Here is an 18,785-nt window from a genome sequence, read left to right on the forward strand (position 1 = left end):
GTGTCATACAGCAGTTGTTCAAAACGATTCAATGGAAAATGGTTGTCATCTACATGTTGCTGATTTTGCTTGCGATGCAATTCATCGGAGCGTACTTTGCCCGGGAAGTAGAGAGTTATTACATAAATAACTTTTCTGAGGCGTTAAACGGGCAGGCGAGCCTGCTGGCAACCTTGCTGGAGGGCGACCTGCGTCCACGAGACGGGAAGGAACAAAGCGCCGAACAGAACCGCCAGGATATCGACAACCTGATTAACAACCTCGTAAAGATCAATGGTGCCAATGTGCAGGTGATTGACCAAACAGGAACAGTAGTTAGCACAACTGAAGACAAGCGCACGATTGGTCAACGGACGTCACAGCCGGAAGTGACCAGTGCTTTGCTGGGAACACGCAGTGAGTCGATGCGGATTGATCCCCGGACAGGTGCCCGTGTAAAAGTGTTGGTACTGCCGGTCAAAGGCGATCAGATTGTATATGGGGCTGTGTACATGGTTGCTTCGATGGAAGGGACCTACACAACCATCCGCAAGATGAACGGGATTTTGGCGACTGGCACCATGTTTGCTCTGATCATTACGGCGGGTCTGGGAGTCGTGCTGGCGAGAACGATTACGAAGCCGGTCAAAGAAATGACACGCCAAGCTAGAGCCGTGGCAGATGGTGACTTTAACAGCAATGTAAGGGTATATAGCGGGGATGAGATCGGTCAGCTAGGCATGGCGTTTAACCATATGACGCTGCGCCTTCAGGAAGCTATTTTGCAGCAAGAAGAGGAACGTGAAAAGCTGGCAGGGATATTGAGCAACATGACCGATGGCGTGATCGCTGCCGACCGGAATGGGCAGATCATTTTGTTTAACCGTGCAGCCGAAGAAATGCTGCAGATAAAAACGAGGGACGTACTGCGTAACAAGCGGACCTTGCATGATCTGTTAAGTTTGCCGCCCGAGGAAGAGATGCCTCTGCACAAGCAGGAGGAGCCGTTGTTTATCGAAATGATGCTTCCGAATAAGGATGAAGTCATTTTTCGTGTGACGTTTACCCCCTTGCAGCATGATAGTGGCAAAAAGGGTGGGATCATCGCGGTCGTAGCTGATGTAACGGAGCAGCAGCGCCTAGAGCAACATCGCAGGGAGTTTGTAGCAAACGTATCCCATGAGCTGCGTACCCCACTCACGACGATCAAAAGCTACGTGGAAGCCTTGCTCGATGGAGCGGTAGAAGAACCTGAGCTATCCAATCGGTTTTTGCGCGTCACGATGTCAGAGACGGAGAGAATGATCAGGCTCGTCAATGACTTGCTACAGCTTTCTCGATTCGACTCGCAAGGCATACGGCTGCACTGCAAGGAAGCCGATCTTACTCGCTTGCTTCGCTATGCCGCCGATCGGTTCTCGATGTTTAGTGAGCAGCAGGAGGTACAGCTGGGCCTCGATGTACCGACCAAGCTGCCAGCTGCTTATATCGATTTGGATGCGATCAATCAAGTGTTGGATAATCTGTTGTCCAATGCGATCAAGTATACAGCTCAAGGTGGTAAGGTTGTTCTTTCTGCCAAGGCAAACCACTATCAAAATCGCGTGTACATTTCCATCAAGGATACGGGAATTGGCATCCCAAGTCGTGACTTGAAGCGGATTTTTGAACGCTTTTACCGAGTCGACAAAGCACGTTCGCGCGGACAGGGCGGTACCGGGCTGGGACTGGCTATTGCCCGGGAATTAGTGCAGGCACACGGTGCGGATATTGAGATTACAAGCGAATGGAATGTAGGGACGACCGTAACGTTCTGGGTGCCATTTGCCCAAGGAGGTAAAACGGGATGAAGCGGATGCTAGAGCCTGCCAAAACCGTGTTACTCAATCTGCTGGTGCTCACCAGCTTTTGCCTGACCGCGATGCTGTGGACGAATCAGCCCAAGTTTCAATTCATACAACCAGCGCAGTACACCGAGTCGAAGCCCGTTCAGGAAAAACAGCTAGAGCAGCTGGTGACTCCTGAATCAGTCATTTTTCACTATGGAGAGGAACGTCATACAAAAGCGATCTCAACCGATGCTCCATACAGCATGATTGTGAGGGAAATGCCCAAATGGATTTTCCTCGATTTCACGCCATTTATGATCTCGAATGAAAAATGGGGGGAAATTGCCCGGGAAAAGATGGGGCTGGAGGTACGGTTCAGAAGTACGTTACCATTGTCCATTATTGGGCGATTAGTGACCTTTCGCGATGAGTATGACAACCGGATGAAGGGAATTGACCGATTGTGGCTGTACTATGAAAAGGACGAGGACGTCGTCTATGCGCTGTTTCTTTCCACGGAGGAAGGACGCATGATGCGTTCGCGGACTTCCATTTCTCCAAAGGATTTGCGTGACTCATACTTGGCCGCAGGAAGCTCGATGCCGGAACAAATTATGAAAATTGTACGTCCAGATCGGAATTATTCCGCTTTGGAAGGTGCTGCACCGTTTTGGAACATTTACTATTTGCCGAAATACCAAGGACGCATGCAGCAGTTCCGCTACAGCTACGTACCTGTCTCGAATGAACGGCTAATGGAAGCATATTTTATCGACCAGTCGTTGGTCAGGCAAATCATGGAGCGGGATAAAACCGTTATTTTTACAGATGGCAGCCGATCGATTCAATTGCGATCCGAGCAAAAAGCGATTACTTTTACCGATCCGGCGTATCAGGTGCGAGCACAGGAGTTGTCTGATCAGGAAAAGGTCCAAGGGGCCGTCACTTTCATAAACAAGCATTTGGGCTGGCTCGATGATTATCACTTTGAAAAGATCAAGAAGAGCTACAATGACAAAGACTTAATCACGTTCCGCCAATATATGGGCGCGTATCCGTTTGTAAGCATGAGTGGCACTACACAAATCGATACGATTCAAATTACTTCAGAGGCAGGGCAAGTTTCGACGATGACCCGATCGCTCGTAGATTTAGACAGGTACATCTCGAACAAAGAGTGGACCGTGATGTCCGGACCAGAGCTGTACCAGATGATCAGGGACAAGAAGTTGGGAGATACCGAGCGAGTAACGAATGCCTATTTGGCCTATCAAACGGAGGTCGAGGATGAATTTGTAGACCTGATGCCCGTTTGGGTTGTAGAAATGGCCAACCAGCCTACCATGTACATTCCTGCGAATACCACTCAGGGAGGGGGAAAGGTGAATGGATTGGAGTAGAACCAAAACGATCCTCATCTGGGCCTTTCTTCTTCTCGATTTGTTTCTCGGCTATCAGGTGTATGAAGCGAGAATTAGCTTTTGGAGCGACAAGGAAGTGGCTCAAGGGGAAAAATGGAACATGGAGTTATACTTGACTCAACAAAACATTACCTTGGCGACCGAGATCCCACAGGATACACCGGAAATGATGAACCTAAATGCTGAGTATGTGGGGATTAATCCTATTTCGTTACAGGAGCTGCCCGGTCTTCAAGCGACGGTGGAAAAGATGGCGCTGGCGGCGAAGCTAGACCCGCCGCTGCAATTTCGCGGGCAGATCACGCCAAATGAAATCTTGCGTCAAATTGGGCAGCGATTGATGTACGGAGATCAGTATTCGGCAGACATGAATCGATCGAATCAAACACGTCTGTTGTATTGGCAGATGTACAATAAAATGCCAGTGTTTGTCGCACCGTTGGAAGTGTACTTGGATAATGGGTCGATTCTCGGTTACAGACAAACCTATTTCTACATCAGAGAGCAGCCAGGTGGGCGTCAGGGACAGGTTCTCTCTGGTTATTCGGCGCTTCGTTCTTTGGTAGAGAAGCAGGTGATCCAACCAGGTGAACGCATCGAGAGTGTGAGTCTCGGTTATTTTGGTTCGTATGACGCTGACGTTCAGACGCTGGCTCCTGTCTGGCGCGTGATCCACGATGGGAAGTCGCATTATGTCAATGCGTTTACGGGTGCGCTGGAGAGACAGGTAGTATCACAACGGTAATCAAGACGAGATTCAAAAAGAGAAGCAACAGGGAACGATACGGGAAGAGGGATGATGGGTGAGATTTAGTGTGTTGGCAAGCGGAAGCACGGGCAATGCCATCTACGTGGCAACTGACCGCGTCTCTGTACTGATTGATGTGGGGATTACAGGGAAGCAGGCCGAAGCGGCACTCCAGACAATCGGAGTGAACCCCGCCGACCTGAGCGCCATTCTCGTCACGCATGAGCACGTCGACCATATCAAAGGGGTCGGCGTGATGGCAAGACGGTACGGCCTGCCGATTTATGCGAATCAAAAAACGTGGTCTGAGCTGGACGGTCAAATCGGCACGATCAAAGAAGACCAGCGTCGTTTGTTTGCAGTAGGGGAAAAGCAGGAGCTGGTGGATTTGGGCATCGAGTCTTTTGGCATTTCGCACGATGCGGCGGAGCCGATGGGCTTCTGCTTTTACCAAGGGAAGAAAAAGCTGAGTGTGGCAACGGATTTGGGCTATGTCAGTGATCGGATCAAGGAGACGATACGTGGGGCGGATGCTTATGTGTTTGAGTCGAATCACGATGTTGGGCTGCTCCGCATGTCGCAATATCCATGGAGCATCAAGCGGCGAATTTTGAGTGATGTTGGTCACTTGTCCAATGAAGCAGCTGGCGATGCCTTGCTGGATTGTTTGAATGGTGGCGCTGAGCGTGTGTACCTGGCCCATTTGAGCAAAGAAAATAACATGATTGATCTGGCTCGACTGACAGTGAAAAACATTCTGGAAGAGCGGGGCTTGTCTGTAGGTAACGATGTGCATCTGCGTGACACCTACCCGGATCGTCCTACAAAGCTGGAAGAGCTATGAGATTGGTTTGATTTGGACCTGACGATAATGGATCGTCTCGGACAGCTTGGAAGCCAAATCGATCTGAAAGGATAATTGCGAATCAAGTGCATGTACTTTGGTAGTCAGTTCTTCGTGCGTCAGCAGTCCTTTCTCGACGAGAAGCTCGATGAGGGCGTGCAGGACAAGCGTATTGTGGTAGTCCACTTCTTGCAGGTCTGCCAGCTTGGCAATGAGCTGAACCTCTTTCATTTCTATCAATCCTTTCTTCTCTTGCAAGTAGGAAAAGCTTTTAATCTATCATATCCAGGCCCTCGAAAGAATATTCCGGGGGCTTTTAATCATTCCACAACCTTTCCATATTTCTCACGCGATTTTGCCGAAACCCGAGCGTATACTAAGGGTGTCAAAAGGAAGAAGCAACAAGATATCATCCATAAGAAGTGAACTGCAATGATAAAGCGTATAAGAGCAGCAAAAACCTGTAAACCTAATATTAGTAGAGGAAGGAGAGTGTGAATCATGGGTTTTTATGATGATTTGACTCACGTAGAACGGAAAAAACGACGTACGGGAGGCGCTGGTCGTCTAATCATGACGTCAGTTACGTCGGCGGTAATTGGGGGAATGGTCGTTCTGCTCATGCTCCCGACTCTCTCCAATTCCGGATATATCAATATGGTTAAGCCGGGGGCGACCAATGTGATGAGCAACCCCGCAGCGAACCTGTTTGCACAGCCAGTATCCGTCAAGGTAGAGACGGGCACTGTGGATGCTGTGAAAAAAGTGGAGAATGCGGTGGTAGGGGTCATCAATATTGGCCGGACGCGAAGCAATTGGTTTAACAATACGCAAGATGTCGAGCAGGGCGAAGGTTCTGGCGTTATCTTTGAGAAAAAGGGTGGCAAAGCCCACATCATCACGAACTACCACGTTATTGATCAAGCGCAAAAGCTGGAAATCGCTTTGCCAACGGGTGAAAAGGTAGAAGCGAAAGTCTTGGGAGCTGACCCATATGCCGATCTGGCTGTACTGGAGATCGACGGCGCCAAAGTAACAACAGTAGCAGAGCTGGGGGACTCCTCCACACTGCAAGTAGGTGAGCCAGCAATCGCTATTGGTAACCCGCTTGGCATGAAATTCTCACGTACCGTCACACAAGGTATCATTAGTTCACTGGAACGCTCGATGCCAATGGACTTCAATGACGATGGTCAAGACGACTGGGAGCTGGATGTTCTGCAAACCGATGCCGCGATCAACCCAGGTAACAGCGGTGGTGCCTTGGTCAATATCCAGGGACAGGTCATCGGGATTAACACACTGAAGATTTCCAAAACCGGTGTGGAAGGCTTGGGCTTCGCTCTCCCGATCAATGATGTAAAAGGCATCGTCAGCGAGCTGATGGAAAAAGGCAAGCTGGAGCGCGCTTATCTGGGTGTGCAACCGTTCGACCTGACCAATGTACCGCGCTACAACTGGAAAGAAACCTTGAATCTGCCTGACGAAGTGCAAGCAGGGGTAGTCGTTCAAGGCGAGGTTGGCAAATTCTCTCCAGCAGGCGAAGTGGGCCTCAGACAGTACGATGTCATCACCAAGCTGGATAACAAGGATATCGCAAATGGCGCGCAGCTGCGCAAGTTCCTGACCTTGAACAAAAAGCCAGGTGACTCTGTGGAGATTACGTACTATCGCGATGGTGTGAAGAAAACCGCGACAGTCAAGCTGACCAAAACACCGCAGCAATAACTCAACTGGATGTAAAGCGTTGATCTGTACCAACCCCGGGACTTTGTCCCGTTTCCATAAATTTTTTGTTCCCCCCTCTATCTATTTTAAATAGATCACCCTTGTGAGCGTCGAGCTGTAATCGGCGCTCTCTTTTTTTGCGTGGGGAGAGTGTGGAGCTTGTTTTCTTTTTGTACTGGGGTAGAATAGGAAGCGATGTGAGAATGAACGGAAAAGAGGATTGGACAACATGGAACAGATGATGAAAAGCATTTATATAGAAGGAAAAGAGGTTGAGCTGCAGGAGGAATTCCCGGTGCGGTTTGCCTGCATGGAGCATTTTGACCAGGAGCTGGACGAGTACGTCAATGATTATGAGGTAGCGCCTGATACGTATGCGGCACAGGCGGTTGAGGGTGATAAGGTAGAGAAGCGTTGCCGGGTTTGTGGAGTGCCTGGGCAGATCGCGCTACTGCGAGAGAAAGGAATGTAGGAAAACGTGCAGATTACGATTATTACCGTAGGGAAACTCAAGGAAAAGTATTTGCGTGAGGGTATTGATGAATATAGCAAGCGTTTGTCAGCTTACTGCAAGCTGCAGGTCGTAGAGGTGAACGACGAAAAAGCGCCCGAGGAAATGAGCGCGGCAGAGATGGAGCAGGTCAAGCGCAAGGAAGGAGAACGCATCCTAGCGCAGATCAAGCAGGACCAGTACGTGATCGCGCTTGCGATTGATGGGCAGATGTGGTCATCGGAAAAGCTGTCTGCGGAGATGGATAAGCTCGCTCTGCATGGGCGCAGTCAGATTGCGTTTGTGATTGGCGGGTCGCTGGGGCTGACTGAGCAGGTATTGAAGCGGGCGGATGCGTTGTTGTCGTTTTCCAAGATGACGTTTCCGCATCAGCTGGTGAGGCTGGTTCTACTTGAGCAGGTTTATCGGGCGTTTCGGATTAGTCGGGGGGAACCTTATCATAAGTGAGGGTGAAAAATTTTTGTTTAAACTGATTAATTAGTACAGAAATTGTACGTTATATGATTGAAAAATTCATGGGCAATTGAACATTTAATTCTTCCTGTGTTACTATTTTTTAATAGTTAAATTAGGTAATAGAGCAGATAGTGATGTATAAGATTACTTTAAAGGATCAAGATCTTTCAAGAAGCCTTTGCTAGGGTATGTCGATAATTCTAATATTTTAATTGAGGGACAGCGGTATACGAAAGTAAAAAAGTGTAATCGTTTATCGTTTAGATCATTTAGAATAAACTTCTCTTATTTTCTCTACCTCGTATCAAAAGGACGTATGACTTCACACAGATTGGTTGGGGCGGTAGCACTCCTCCAGTAAGGATGGCTGGGATTTAGTTTTGTAAAGTTAGACACACTGCTGTTACGATGATTTAAGGAACTTTGCATGGTATAAGTAGGGGTAAAGGGATGGATTTGAAAATCATTTATTATAATAGATGAAAACAAAATAATAAAAAATATAATATATAGTTGGTTTTTACATATCCAATTTGTAGAATTATTAAAAGTGTATTTAATATAAAAATTTAGCAATATGATTTTTAAAGGAGAGCTCGTAGTGAGTAACGAAGCGTTGATTGGCATATTGATAACGGTTATTTGTGCAGTTGCTGGATTTTTTATTGTATCAAAGAGGAATGTTATTAATATCAAACCAAAAACAAAATCTGGGAAAATTGATATGAGTAAAAGTCAATATACCATTGAAAAGGATACGCATGAGAGTAATAAGAAATAAAACGAGGTGAAATATGAGATTTATTAAAGACTTCCTATATAACTTAATTAATAAAAAGGAAATGACACAGTACAATGTCAAGCCTAAGACGATAAGTGGAAACATTGACATGTCAAATTCCATATATGCAAAACAGTATAATCAATTTAACTTTAACAGTTACGGTGAAGCAAGTGCAGATACTAAGTATGAAACCATTATTAAAGATGAAATTAAGATAGCACTTAAAGAGAAGATTTATCCCATTGAAGAATTAATATCTGATGGAAAAAATCAGTTGGCGATTGAAAAATATGAAGAGTTAATAGGATCATCAGATTTTAAATTTTATTCAAAAGATGAGAGATTTTTAATATACAATGGATTGTTGAATTGCCATATAAACAATGATGCTGATGAAACAACGATTAAATATTGGGCAAATAAAATTGAAGCATTAGGTGAGGACATTAAAGAAATTCATCGTTATTATTACTTATTGTCTATTTGGCATTATAACAAAAGAGAATTAGAAAAACTATTATTCTTAATGAAAAGGCTATTAAAGCAAATACAAATTATATAAATGCCATAACTGCAGGCATTTTATTAAAAGCCTCAAATAAAGATATACCTTACGAAGAAGCTAGAAAGCTATTAATTGAGTTGCTTAACAAAGATGGACATGGAATCAAAGATAAAGCGATCATACATGCAAATTTAGGCGATGTAGCGTTTAATTATCAGGATTTTAGTTATGCAAAAGAAAATTATATTGAATCAAATAAATTCAGCAAAAGCCTTTCCAAAGAAATTGGTATCGCAGTTTGTGAGTATTTTGAATCAGTAAAGGTAATGAAAGATGATGGGTCGACGACGCTTGATAATATTGATTTCATTCAATTGGGTAAAGCAAAGGACAAATTCGAGTCGATATATCAGGCTAGGAATAGCCATACTTTACCTACAATAGCAAGAATGGTACTTCCATATCTATTTAATATTCTTTCTATTACTAATAAACACCAAGTTATTCTTGAGATAAGGGGTCATTGTGAGGAGTTCATTGACTTATCGAAACCTGATGTTTTAAAACATGTTATTGAAGCTGAAGTCATCAATGGTATCTACAATGAGGATACTTTTAGTTATCTTGATGACTTTGAGAAAGTAAAGTATCAAGCTATCTACTATGAAAACAAAAAAGACTATACCGCTGGAATTGAATTGCTGGTTTCAGCACTTGAAAATGACCATCAAGATGTTAAAGTCCTTCAACTTGCTTTATTAAATGCATTGAAAGAAGATAATCAATGGGATAGATATCTTCATTACTATAAGAAATTTAACAAAGATAATAATGATGAAATTCTCTGGATGAACTATATACAGTTTCTTTATAAGCGAAATGAAAAAGATAGAGTAATTGAAGAAATTCAGAAACTAAAACTGGTGGTAGTCAATTCATTTGTTTTATTTGATATGCTTGTACTGCTTCTTGAATATAATTTGACTGAAGAACTGAACGAATTTTTTGAAAAAGTTGATCAAGGGAACTACAGTATTATTGGGTTCCAAGTGCCTTTTGTTATTTTTAATAAATTAATGCATTGGCTTAAAATGGAACAATATGATAAATTCTTTAATGATTATGAGAATAGCAATTTAGAAATATTATCTCCGATAAATAAATTAATCCTAGAAGTTAATTATTTTACCTTTAAAGGGGAATTTGATAAGACAGCAAAAGCTCACTATGAGTTATTTAAAATTAGTAATAATTACAATGATTTGATGAAAGCAGTAGAAATAAAACTAAATAGCAATTCCTTATATGATGCTGAATGGTATCTTGAACAAGTTCAACCTATGATGTTAGATAAGCCTGAACTATACTACATTTATTATTCGATTATTTTAAAGGAGAAAGGCGATCTAGTAGAAGCATTTAACAAACTTGAAGAGATTAAGGAATATTCTCAGAATGATTTAGATTCGCCATATCACCAATATTACACTGCATTCTGCATGGATAACGCTAGAACTGAAGATGCCTTTAAATATATGGGAGAATATCATGCTAAGAATCCTAGTCCAACATGGTTTAAGCTCATTGAACATTCAGTTAACGAGAGTGGAGAGGAACTACTTAAGAAATTAAAAGCTGTAACTGGTGATAGAGATTTAACCGAAATTAATAGGTTCTTTAGTCAAGGAATATTTGGAATTGCAGCATATAATACGTTAGTAGGAACTGGAATAGAAGAAATGCTCATGTTTAATCATTATCCATTTACTAATATTCAAGTTTCTAGTGGAGATGTATATAAAGCATTTGAAGAAGCCAACAAAATTGACGATAAAATCTTGGTTGATGCCAATACCTTAGCAATATTATCTGAAGCTGGTGCTTTGACTTTACTAGATTCTTTTAAGGAAGTTCTAATACCGTTTAACGCAATAACAATTATTAAGAAAAGACAATCAGAAATTATGAGAAGTGCTTCAAAAAATATTCTTACACATATAAACGAATCATTAAATATTAGAGAGGTTCCAGTTGATGTGCGAATTAAAATTAAGTCAGATTCGAGTCAATTGTTGCCAGATGATATTCTTGACTGTATTGCATTATCTGAACAACTAAAAGTACCTTTTTTAAATACAGAAATACTTGTATACAGAGAGTTCAACCCCAGATACTTAATTGATATCAATACGTTTTTCCATTATTTCAAGCAAAATAAACCTTCAACAAGAGAATTGGTAGCAATGTCAATTGCGAAACTTCGAAATTACAAGGTTGAGTTTATAAGTTTTGATGCAGATGACATCTTTTATTGTTACAAAAAAAATGGTATCGATGGAATTAAACCATTTTTAAGAATGGGTAAAGATGCCGATTACAAAACCTTTCCACCCGTATATATTGGGATGTTAAAAAGAATCAAGGACGAAATAACAGCAGATGATTTTGATAAAGCGGCTAGCCATTTCATAAAATTTATGGACAAGTATGTTGGTAAGACCAGATATTATATGTCCTCATTAGTGACGGACTATCCTGAAGTTAGGAATGAATTTGAGAGACTTATTAACAAATGTTCTATTAGAAGAATTCTGGATATAAATAAAACATACAGAATTAACAGAAGCACAGTATTTGCGTACTCGGAAATTTTAAAATCAAGTGAGTTTTCGAAAATACTAGACATTGCAGTATCATTTGTGGGTTTTGTTATTCAATTCTTGGCATTGTTTAAGGAAGATGAAAAGGAAATCAACAAGTACATTAAATTCATTAAAAACAATGTTGTGGTTAATGGTGATGAAGACATTGAATACATTGTTGAATTTATAACAAGGTTTATTAAAGAACAAAGAGACCATCAGTTGCAAGAGGTAAAGTAAAAACCTATTCTTGTTAAAATTGGAAACGATATAAAGGATAGTAGCAATGGTAAAGGCAAGCTCCATCAGATTATAATGAAGCTTGCCTTTAATTTAATATAACAAATCGTACTTCGACCTTTTTTAAAATGTTATACCGAGACGCAATACGGTGAATAGAATCACGAACAGTAGTAAATCAGAGATCTAAGTTGAAGGTAGATGCTACAATGCAATCTTCTAAAGTGTGCTGAAACACACTCGACACATGTGAAGTACTGTGTGTTGCTCATTATGAAATTTTCGGGATTCGGATCTATCTCATACACCACTTTTTCACCCCACATAAAACAATTCCACAAAAAAGAATTTTTCAAATGACAGACAAACATTTTTATGCAATAATATACGATAATTACATACTGGTACCTTTAATTCAGTCCAGAGAGGCTGACAAGGACAGCGGAAAAAATGATCATTGCTTGGGTAGCCTATGGGATATCCAACGTTCATTTATGTTGAAAAAGCTTCTTGTCAGGTATTGGCAAGAGGCTTTTTCATTTTTCCTAATCGTCTAAAGTAATCGAAGTTTCCTTCGGTACCAGTTTCTAATCAACTAACTTATCGGGGGGAATTGGTATGTCAAACGTAGATAAGGAATTTTCGTTTCAGGCGGTGCCTCAGGCGAGTCGTAATGGATTTTGGAAGATTCTTGCGGTCATGCTCTCTTTCACTTTCTTTTCAGCAAGCATGTGGTCTGGAGGGACATTAGGAAGCGGGTTAACGTTTGTCCAGTTTATTTGGATCGTAATAACAGGTAACCTGATCCTGGGTCTATATACAGGTTCATTGGCTTATATTGCAGCAAAAACGGGGTTATCCACCCATTTGTTGACGAAATATGCATTTGGTGAAAAAGGCTCGTATTTATCTTCCTTTTTATTAGCAACAACACAAGTAGGGTGGTTTGGTGTCGGACTTGCGATGTTTGCTGTTCCCGTTGAAAAAGCAACTGGGATTAATGTGTATGTTTTAATTGCGATTTTAGGATTAATGATGACAGCGTCAGCTATTTTTGGGATGAAGGCTTTAACCGTATTAGGATTTGTCGCCGTTCCCGCAATTGCTATTTTCGGGAGTTATTCTATGGTTGATGCAGCTGGAACAATTGGGGGGCTTCAGGGATTGCTCGCCTATCAACCAACTGAGACAATTGGTCTTGCAGCAGCATTAACCATTTGTATCGGCTCATTTATTAGTGGTGGTACGCTTACGCCTGACTTTGCCCGTTTTGCCAAGACATCGCGTTCAGCCGTGACGGCGATTGTGATTGCGTTCTTTCTTGGGAACTCACTGATGTTTTTGTTTGGTGCTGTAGGGGCCATTGCTTTTGGGAAAGCGGATGTCTCGGATATCATGTTTTTACAGGGGCTCATTATCCCTGCGATCATTGTTCTCGGCTTAAATATTTGGACGACAAATGATAGTGCGTTATACGCTTCAGGGTTAGGCTTCGCCAATATTACGAAAATATCGAAGCATAAAGTAGTTGTCTTTAACGGAATTGTCGGTACAATTGCAGCTATGTGGCTTTATAATAACTTTGTTGGCTTTTTGACGATCCTAGGCTCCACGCTGCCATCGATTGGAGCGATTGTACTCGCAGATTACTTTATTTTAAAGCGTGGAAAATACCAACCATTTGAAACGATGACTTTCAAAGCAGTTAATTGGGTTGCAATTGTCGCATGGGTATGTGGAGTTGTCATTGCAAAATTTGCACCAGGCATCCCTCCAATCAATGGATTATTAGGGTCTGCCATTATTTATGTCGTTGTGATGAAATGTCTGCCTCAGGAAAAATCATCGATGAGTAAAATAAATGAAAGTGGCGGTGTAATCAATGATAATTAAAAATGCAAAGCTTAGAGGGAAAGAAGGGCTTTGGCACTTATTACTAGAAGACGGCAAGTTCAATAAAGTGACGCAGGAACTCGGAGATGTGGAAGGCAAAGAAGTGATAGATGTGAATGGTTCTCTTGTCCTCCCACCGTTCATTGAGCCGCATATCCATTTGGATACAACATTAACAGCCGGTGAACCGGAGTGGAATATCAGTGGCACCTTGTTCGAAGGGATTCAAAGATGGTCGCAGCGAAAAGAAACATTAACAAGGGACGATGTGAAAACAAGAGCGAAAACGGCGCTAAAATGGCAAATTGCTCAAGGGATTCAGCACGTCCGTACACATGTAGATGTAACTGATCCAGAGCTCACAGCCCTGCAAGCAATGCTGGAAGTAAAGGAAGAATTAGCATCCTTCGTAGATATTCAGCTTGTTGCGTTTCCACAAGAAGGGATTCTTTCCTATCCAAATGGGTTCGAGTTGCTTGAGGAATCATTGAAGATGGGCGCAGATGTAGTCGGTGGTATTCCTCATTTTGAATTTACGAGAGAATATGGTGTGGATTCATTAAAAATAGTCTTTGACCTCGCTGAAAAGTATAATCGATTAGTTGACATTCATTGCGATGAAATCGATGATGAACAATCACGCTTTGTTGAGGTTGTGGCAAAAGAGGCATACGAACGTGGAATTGGTACTCGTACAACAGCGAGCCATACAACGGCAATGGGCTCTTACAATGATGCCTATACGTATAAATTATTCCGCCTGTTAAAGCTTTCTTCCATTAATTTTGTATCGAACCCACTAGTGAATATTCACCTTCAAGGGCGATTTGATACGTATCCAAAAAGAAGAGGTCTGACACGGGTAAAAGAGTTGCAGGAAGCTGGGCTAAATATTTGCTTTGGCCACGACGATATTTTTGACCCATGGTATCCGCTGGGAACAGGAAATATGCTTCAAGTCTTGCATATGGGCATCCATGCTTCGCAATTAATGGGCTATGAGCAAATTGTCAATTCCATTGATTTAATCACGAAAAACAGTGCCAAAACACTGCACATTGAAGAGACTTACGGAATTGAGGAAGGCAAACCAGCTAATTTCATTGTCTTGTCTGCAGAAAATGAATATGAAGCCATTCGCAAGCAAGCGGTCGTTACGCATTCCTTTAGAAATGGAAAGCAGATTGCCAAAACAAAACCAAGTGAAACAACAATCACTTTTGATCAAAGAGAAGAGAACGTTACATTTAATAGGTAGGAAACAATTATGCGCAGCCTTAACAGGGTTGCGCTTTTTTTACTGGCCTCCTAAAAAAATCAGCAAAAAACCCACGTAAAAAATCATGACTTTTACGTGGGTTAGATGGGGTGCAAGTAGTTTTAGACTCTAGCTGCCCATATTTCAATTTCTATTTTTATTTCTGGTAATCCTAATTCAGAAAGATAACCAATCGTCATTGCCGGATAATTACTCCCGAACAACTCCTCCCATTTTGCATAAAGATAATCCCAATCGATTTTTTGCGTAGCCCATATATTTACTTTGATAATATTCTCTGCTGCTAATTCCTCTGAGTGTAATACGGTTTGTATATTGTTAAAAGTATTCTCGATTTGTGCGTTCATATTATCGGGTAACTCACCATTTTGATCTGCCCCGATTTGACCAGAAGTAACAAACAACTCTGCATTTCGTGGAATTTTTGTAATATGAGTGTAGTTACCTACTGGGCTATACATACCTGCAGGGTTTTTCCTAATGATTTTTGCATTTTCCATTTTCCATTACCTCGCATTCTAAAGTTATCTGCCATTTTCACTATTCATTTTTAGACAGACTTCTCCCGTAAAAATGAATTCTAGAAAAAAACAGCAGTAGAGTATCCATATCCAAAAGATATAAAGCTTAGAGACTTTTTCTTCATGGATGGACTACTCCTTTCTTGTAGATACGAATGGTATTAATAGAATTGTAGCCCAAATAATAGGTTGAGTCAAAATGTATGGATTGATGACGATTTACGTGCACAAGAAATGGAGTCTACCAAAATGGAATATGAAGGCTTACCTGAAAGGAGTGTTTGGAAGTCATCCGAAAGATGGACGGCTTCACATGCAGCCAGATCAGTATTCAGCATATGGATAACATGATCATGATCGGTGGCGGCAGTCACGAGTTCATTGTTACTGTTGAGACAAACACTGCGATTCATAACCTTCTCAGTTCAACGGAGGAAGAAGAGGAGGAAAAGGTTAAGCTTACCGTTGGGGGCCAAGCCTGTGAATTTCCCCAGCAATACATTGTAAGCATGGAGCTAGTTGAATCTGCACTCCTGCAATTATTGACAGATACATCCGCTGAATGAAACTGCGAAATTATTGAAGAATGAGTACATAAGCTAAGTTGGGACGTATTGGAGTGGCGGCAATCGAATGAAAGATAAGGGATTATTCTCTTGCACTGAATTGAATTACGAAGGAGCTGCCATGGCATGCTCCTTTTATTTTTCAACTTGTAACCCAAGTTACAGAAATCACACCACCGAAATAATAAACTAGTTATAGAAAAAGCCTACTGCTAAAAGCAGGATGAGAGGAAGTTGGCGGCGAATGAGCATGAAGAAAAAGATCGTATCTGTTGGCGGTATATTTATTGTAGGTGTGCTTTTCGGTTCAGCCCTTATGTATAACGATTCGTTCTACCATACGGTCAATAACGCGCTAGGCAAAGGTGCAACACAGAATTCAATCGCATTATCCGGCAATCAGGGCGGAGTAGAGATGATTAACGTAAACAGCGCAGATATTGAAGCGGCAATAATGGCTGTTCAAGGGGAACGAGCAAAACTGATGGAACAGCAGCTACGGGATCAAATCAAATCAGTACAGGATAGGAACGATCAGTTAACTAAATTAAATGATGCTCAGTCCAAGCTGAGTGAGGTACAGGCAGACTTACAAGCTGATGCACAAACTAATCCAGGTATAAATGACGATCAGAAAGAAGTCTTGAGAAAAGCAATGGAAGAAGTCGGGCTTAACACAAAGCTACCGGAAAATAAAGGCGAACTCGATGCGATAAGGTCGCAATTAAAAAGTCAAATCGACGCTCAATCGAATTCGCAACAGATGGACATGCTTCGTTTGCAAAGTCTGGGTAATAAACGAAACGAAGCCTTCGATGTTATGACGGACTTCGTCAAAAAGATGCAGGATTCCAGAAACAGCATTCTTGGCAATATGAGATAAGGGAAGTTGAGTAGATGTCCTCCGAAGACGTTTTTTCTTTTTTGCATGATCACCCTCTGTTGCGTGGTATCCCGGAGGATGAGTTGCGGATTGCGGCCAGTTCTATTCGATCCATAGATTTCATGGATGGTCAAACGCTTCTTGTTGAAGGAGAAATTGGCGCGGAATGTTATTTTATTCGTACTGGTAACGTACAGGTCTCATCGCGTAATTTGGTCGGGAACTCGATGCTGCTAGCAGAGCTCGGTCCGGGGGCGTTAGTCGGGGAAATTGGGTTGCTGCAAAACGAACGCAGGACAGCTCGCGTAACAGCTATTGGCGACGTATCGGCTTTGTGCTTGGATCGTCAGTTATTCGAGTCATTTGCTGAAAGCAGCCCACTGTTCCATGAGAGCATGCTGCAAACTGTTCGCATTCGCATGATCCATCGGAAGCTTCGCAACGCTACGATCTGGTCGGTCATTCCGGACTCGGAGCTTCGCGGTCTGGCGGAAGTCACGACGATCCGAAAAGTTGCGAAAGGCGAAACCGTTGTGGCGGCGGGCAAGCTTACCGATCAATTTTACATGGTCAGCAAGGGTAGATTGGAAGCCAGCGGGAGAAGAAAAAAGACGGCTCTACTCGAAGGCGATTTTTTCGGGGAAGCAATGCTATTAACCGATACTCCTTCAGAGGTCACAATTATGGCAACGGAGGACAGTGAGTTATTGGTGATGGGGAAAAGCGAGTTTCTGTATGTGCTGATATACTACGCCCCAATACAGAAGCAGTTTATGGAGATTCTCCGTATCCGGACTCCGCACCTGATTTCCAAAGTTAAATATGATTTTGGGGGAGAGCTAGCCCCCGTTTCCGAGGTACGCAATTCCATCCTGGTTAAAGCCAAGGAGCACTGGATTGACGTACTTCTTTGGCTTGGCGGAGGATTCATCGCACTGTCCCTGCTTGCTTTGTTCCTGAACAATAGCTGGCTAAACATCGTGGTTTTGATTGTAGGAGGACTGGTGGGTCCGGTGACGTTCGTTACTTATATTCGAGACCACCAGTTATTGGGTTTTCGGCAGTCGCGATTAAGCTTGATTTTCGCGGGCTCCGCTATTTTTGCGGCTCCCGTAGCGTGGCTTTTGGAACGAATGTGGCTGTTAGGCATCGACGGAAGCAGCTTGGATTTCGCGCAGTTCCGATTGCCGCTTTATGTATCATTGATCGAGGAAAGTGTTAAGCTTCTTGTGTGCATCGCGCTTATTCGGACGAAGCAGATACAATTTCTGATGGATGCGGTCGTATTCGGAGCGGCAGCAGGCATGGGATTTGCCGCGGTAGAGAGCATGATCTATGGCTGGACGCATATGGGTGAAGCATCTTCAGTCGGTATGATTTCCGTTCTCTGGATCAGGGCCTTATTGTCGCCTTTCGGTCATGGAGCGTGGACGGCGATCGCGGCAGCAGGCTTCTGGATCGGTGTAGCGTCAAAGAAGTCGAGACCTTTTGGGAACATGCGTGCCGTATACAAGATTGGATGTGCAATCCTCTTGCTTCTCATCGTCATCGGCTTACATGCATTATGGGATTACCGTTTTGCTAATGGCTGGGCAAAGGTTGGGATGATGGTTGTTATCGGTTGTATCGATATCATCTTGTTGTATATCCTGATTTGGATTGGCAGAAAAGAGGAGATTCAAATCTTTTCAACGATGAATCCTTATGTGCAAGAACAATTGCGGCATTCCGATCCAGACGAGACGACCACTGGCGAGTTGCATTGCAGCGGCTGCGGTACCTTATCACCAAGGAGTAGCAGATATTGTGCTCGTTGCGGACATGCTTTGAGAATCAAATAAGTGGATCTTAGCTCCAAAAGAGGCACCCAGAAAAATGCTTGTGATACAATAAATAGAATAAATGGAAGTGGAAATTAAACAGATGTAGGGAGAGAGAATGAAGCCTAAAATTTTT

Annotated in this window: 17 protein-coding genes; 15 read left to right on the top strand and 2 right to left on the bottom strand. The window is 42.6% G+C overall.

Features of this window, described 5'->3' with window-relative positions; all coding sequences use genetic code 11:
• Positions 1 to 5: 5 nt before the first annotated feature.
• From walK to SB752_RS21375, 4 genes are read left to right on the top strand one after another with little or no spacing between them, the layout of a single operon-like run.
• Positions 6 to 1,829, top strand: coding sequence for a cell wall metabolism sensor histidine kinase WalK (gene walK, locus SB752_RS21360; protein WP_410717651.1), 1,824 nt, complete (start codon positions 6 to 8; stop codon positions 1,827 to 1,829).
• A complete protein-coding gene (locus tag SB752_RS21365) occupies positions 1,826 to 3,208 on the top strand; it encodes a YycH family regulatory protein (protein WP_410717561.1) in 1,383 nt (460 codons plus the stop codon). The genes walK and SB752_RS21365 overlap by 4 nt, the downstream gene beginning before the upstream one ends.
• Positions 3,195 to 3,974 (top strand): two-component system regulatory protein YycI, encoded by a 780-nt coding sequence (locus tag SB752_RS21370; protein WP_410717562.1) that lies wholly within the window; start codon positions 3,195 to 3,197, stop codon positions 3,972 to 3,974. The genes SB752_RS21365 and SB752_RS21370 overlap by 14 nt, the downstream gene beginning before the upstream one ends.
• A gap of 58 nt (positions 3,975 to 4,032) precedes the next feature.
• Positions 4,033 to 4,821, top strand: a complete 789-nt coding sequence (locus tag SB752_RS21375) for an MBL fold metallo-hydrolase (protein WP_410717563.1) — start codon at positions 4,033 to 4,035, stop codon at positions 4,819 to 4,821.
• Here SB752_RS21375 and SB752_RS21380 read toward each other — a convergent pair.
• Complete coding sequence (locus SB752_RS21380) at positions 4,816 to 5,052, bottom strand: hypothetical protein (protein WP_410717564.1); 237 nt, start codon at positions 5,050 to 5,052, stop codon at positions 4,816 to 4,818. The genes SB752_RS21375 and SB752_RS21380 overlap by 6 nt on opposite strands.
• Positions 5,053 to 5,322: 270 nt before the next feature.
• Between SB752_RS21380 and SB752_RS21385 the strand changes: the two genes are divergently transcribed.
• The 8 genes from SB752_RS21385 (at position 5,323) to SB752_RS21420 (ending at position 14,838) form a co-directional block, all read left to right on the top strand.
• The gene (locus SB752_RS21385; protein ID WP_410717565.1) at positions 5,323 to 6,549 is read left to right on the top strand and encodes a S1C family serine protease; all 1,227 of its coding nucleotides are present in this window, start codon (positions 5,323 to 5,325) and stop codon (positions 6,547 to 6,549) included.
• A gap of 229 nt (positions 6,550 to 6,778) precedes the next feature.
• Positions 6,779 to 7,021, top strand: coding sequence for a CxxH/CxxC protein (locus SB752_RS21390; protein WP_410717566.1), 243 nt, complete (start codon positions 6,779 to 6,781; stop codon positions 7,019 to 7,021).
• A 6-nt stretch (positions 7,022 to 7,027) separates the two neighbouring features.
• Positions 7,028 to 7,507, top strand: coding sequence for a 23S rRNA (pseudouridine(1915)-N(3))-methyltransferase RlmH (rlmH, locus tag SB752_RS21395; RefSeq protein WP_410717567.1), 480 nt, complete (start codon positions 7,028 to 7,030; stop codon positions 7,505 to 7,507).
• Positions 7,508 to 8,117: 610 nt separating this feature from the next.
• The gene (locus tag SB752_RS21400) at positions 8,118 to 8,297 is read left to right on the top strand and encodes a hypothetical protein (RefSeq protein ID WP_410717568.1); all 180 of its coding nucleotides are present in this window, start codon (positions 8,118 to 8,120) and stop codon (positions 8,295 to 8,297) included.
• Positions 8,298 to 8,310: 13 nt separating this feature from the next.
• Positions 8,311 to 8,862, top strand: a complete 552-nt coding sequence (locus SB752_RS21405; RefSeq protein ID WP_410717569.1) for a hypothetical protein — start codon at positions 8,311 to 8,313, stop codon at positions 8,860 to 8,862.
• Positions 8,863 to 8,942: 80 nt separating this feature from the next.
• Entirely contained in the window at positions 8,943 to 11,687 is a 2,745-nt protein-coding gene (locus SB752_RS21410) for a tetratricopeptide repeat protein (RefSeq protein WP_410717570.1), read from the top strand.
• Between the two features lie 618 nt (positions 11,688 to 12,305).
• Complete coding sequence (gene codB / locus SB752_RS21415) at positions 12,306 to 13,580, top strand: cytosine permease (protein ID WP_289142200.1); 1,275 nt, start codon at positions 12,306 to 12,308, stop codon at positions 13,578 to 13,580.
• Positions 13,570 to 14,838 (top strand): cytosine deaminase, encoded by a 1,269-nt coding sequence (locus SB752_RS21420; protein WP_410717571.1) that lies wholly within the window; start codon positions 13,570 to 13,572, stop codon positions 14,836 to 14,838. The genes codB and SB752_RS21420 overlap by 11 nt, the downstream gene beginning before the upstream one ends.
• A gap of 122 nt (positions 14,839 to 14,960) precedes the next feature.
• On the opposite strand, the gene SB752_RS21425 is transcribed toward SB752_RS21420, so the two are convergent.
• A complete protein-coding gene (locus tag SB752_RS21425; protein ID WP_410717572.1) occupies positions 14,961 to 15,359 on the bottom strand; it encodes a RidA family protein in 399 nt (132 codons plus the stop codon).
• 302 nt (positions 15,360 to 15,661) lie between these two features.
• Between SB752_RS21425 and SB752_RS21430 the strand changes: the two genes are divergently transcribed.
• The 3 genes from SB752_RS21430 to SB752_RS21440 all read left to right on the top strand — a co-directional run bounded on the left by SB752_RS21430 (position 15,662) and on the right by SB752_RS21440 (position 18,670).
• Entirely contained in the window at positions 15,662 to 15,946 is a 285-nt protein-coding gene (locus tag SB752_RS21430) for a hypothetical protein (protein ID WP_410717573.1), read from the top strand.
• A gap of 244 nt (positions 15,947 to 16,190) precedes the next feature.
• A complete protein-coding gene (locus SB752_RS21435; protein WP_410717574.1) occupies positions 16,191 to 16,829 on the top strand; it encodes a hypothetical protein in 639 nt (212 codons plus the stop codon).
• 14 nt (positions 16,830 to 16,843) lie between these two features.
• Positions 16,844 to 18,670 carry a cyclic nucleotide-binding domain-containing protein gene (locus SB752_RS21440; RefSeq protein ID WP_410717575.1) on the top strand — a complete coding sequence of 609 codons (1,827 nt, stop codon included), beginning with the start codon at positions 16,844 to 16,846 and terminating at the stop codon, positions 18,668 to 18,670.
• Positions 18,671 to 18,785: the final 115 nt, after the last annotated feature.

This window comes from Brevibacillus sp. SIMBA_040, assembly GCF_046535075.1.
Taxonomy (GTDB): Bacteria; Bacillota; Bacilli; order Brevibacillales; family Brevibacillaceae; genus Brevibacillus.

Coding starts and splice junctions, on each gene's coding strand:
- SB752_RS21365 (WP_410717561.1), top strand. CDS start 1,826: ATGAAGCGGATGCTAGAGCCTGCCAAAACCGTGTTACTCAATCTGCTG.
- SB752_RS21370 (WP_410717562.1), top strand. CDS start 3,195: ATGGATTGGAGTAGAACCAAAACGATCCTCATCTGGGCCTTTCTTCTT.
- SB752_RS21380 (WP_410717564.1), bottom strand. CDS start 5,052: ATGAAAGAGGTTCAGCTCATTGCCAAGCTGGCAGACCTGCAAGAAGTG.
- SB752_RS21385 (WP_410717565.1), top strand. CDS start 5,323: ATGGGTTTTTATGATGATTTGACTCACGTAGAACGGAAAAAACGACGT.
- SB752_RS21390 (WP_410717566.1), top strand. CDS start 6,779: ATGGAACAGATGATGAAAAGCATTTATATAGAAGGAAAAGAGGTTGAG.
- SB752_RS21405 (WP_410717569.1), top strand. CDS start 8,311: ATGAGATTTATTAAAGACTTCCTATATAACTTAATTAATAAAAAGGAA.
- codB (WP_289142200.1), top strand. CDS start 12,306: ATGTCAAACGTAGATAAGGAATTTTCGTTTCAGGCGGTGCCTCAGGCG.
- SB752_RS21420 (WP_410717571.1), top strand. CDS start 13,570: ATGATAATTAAAAATGCAAAGCTTAGAGGGAAAGAAGGGCTTTGGCAC.
- SB752_RS21425 (WP_410717572.1), bottom strand. CDS start 15,359: ATGGAAAATGCAAAAATCATTAGGAAAAACCCTGCAGGTATGTATAGC.
- SB752_RS21435 (WP_410717574.1), top strand. CDS start 16,191: ATGAGCATGAAGAAAAAGATCGTATCTGTTGGCGGTATATTTATTGTA.
- SB752_RS21440 (WP_410717575.1), top strand. CDS start 16,844: ATGTCCTCCGAAGACGTTTTTTCTTTTTTGCATGATCACCCTCTGTTG.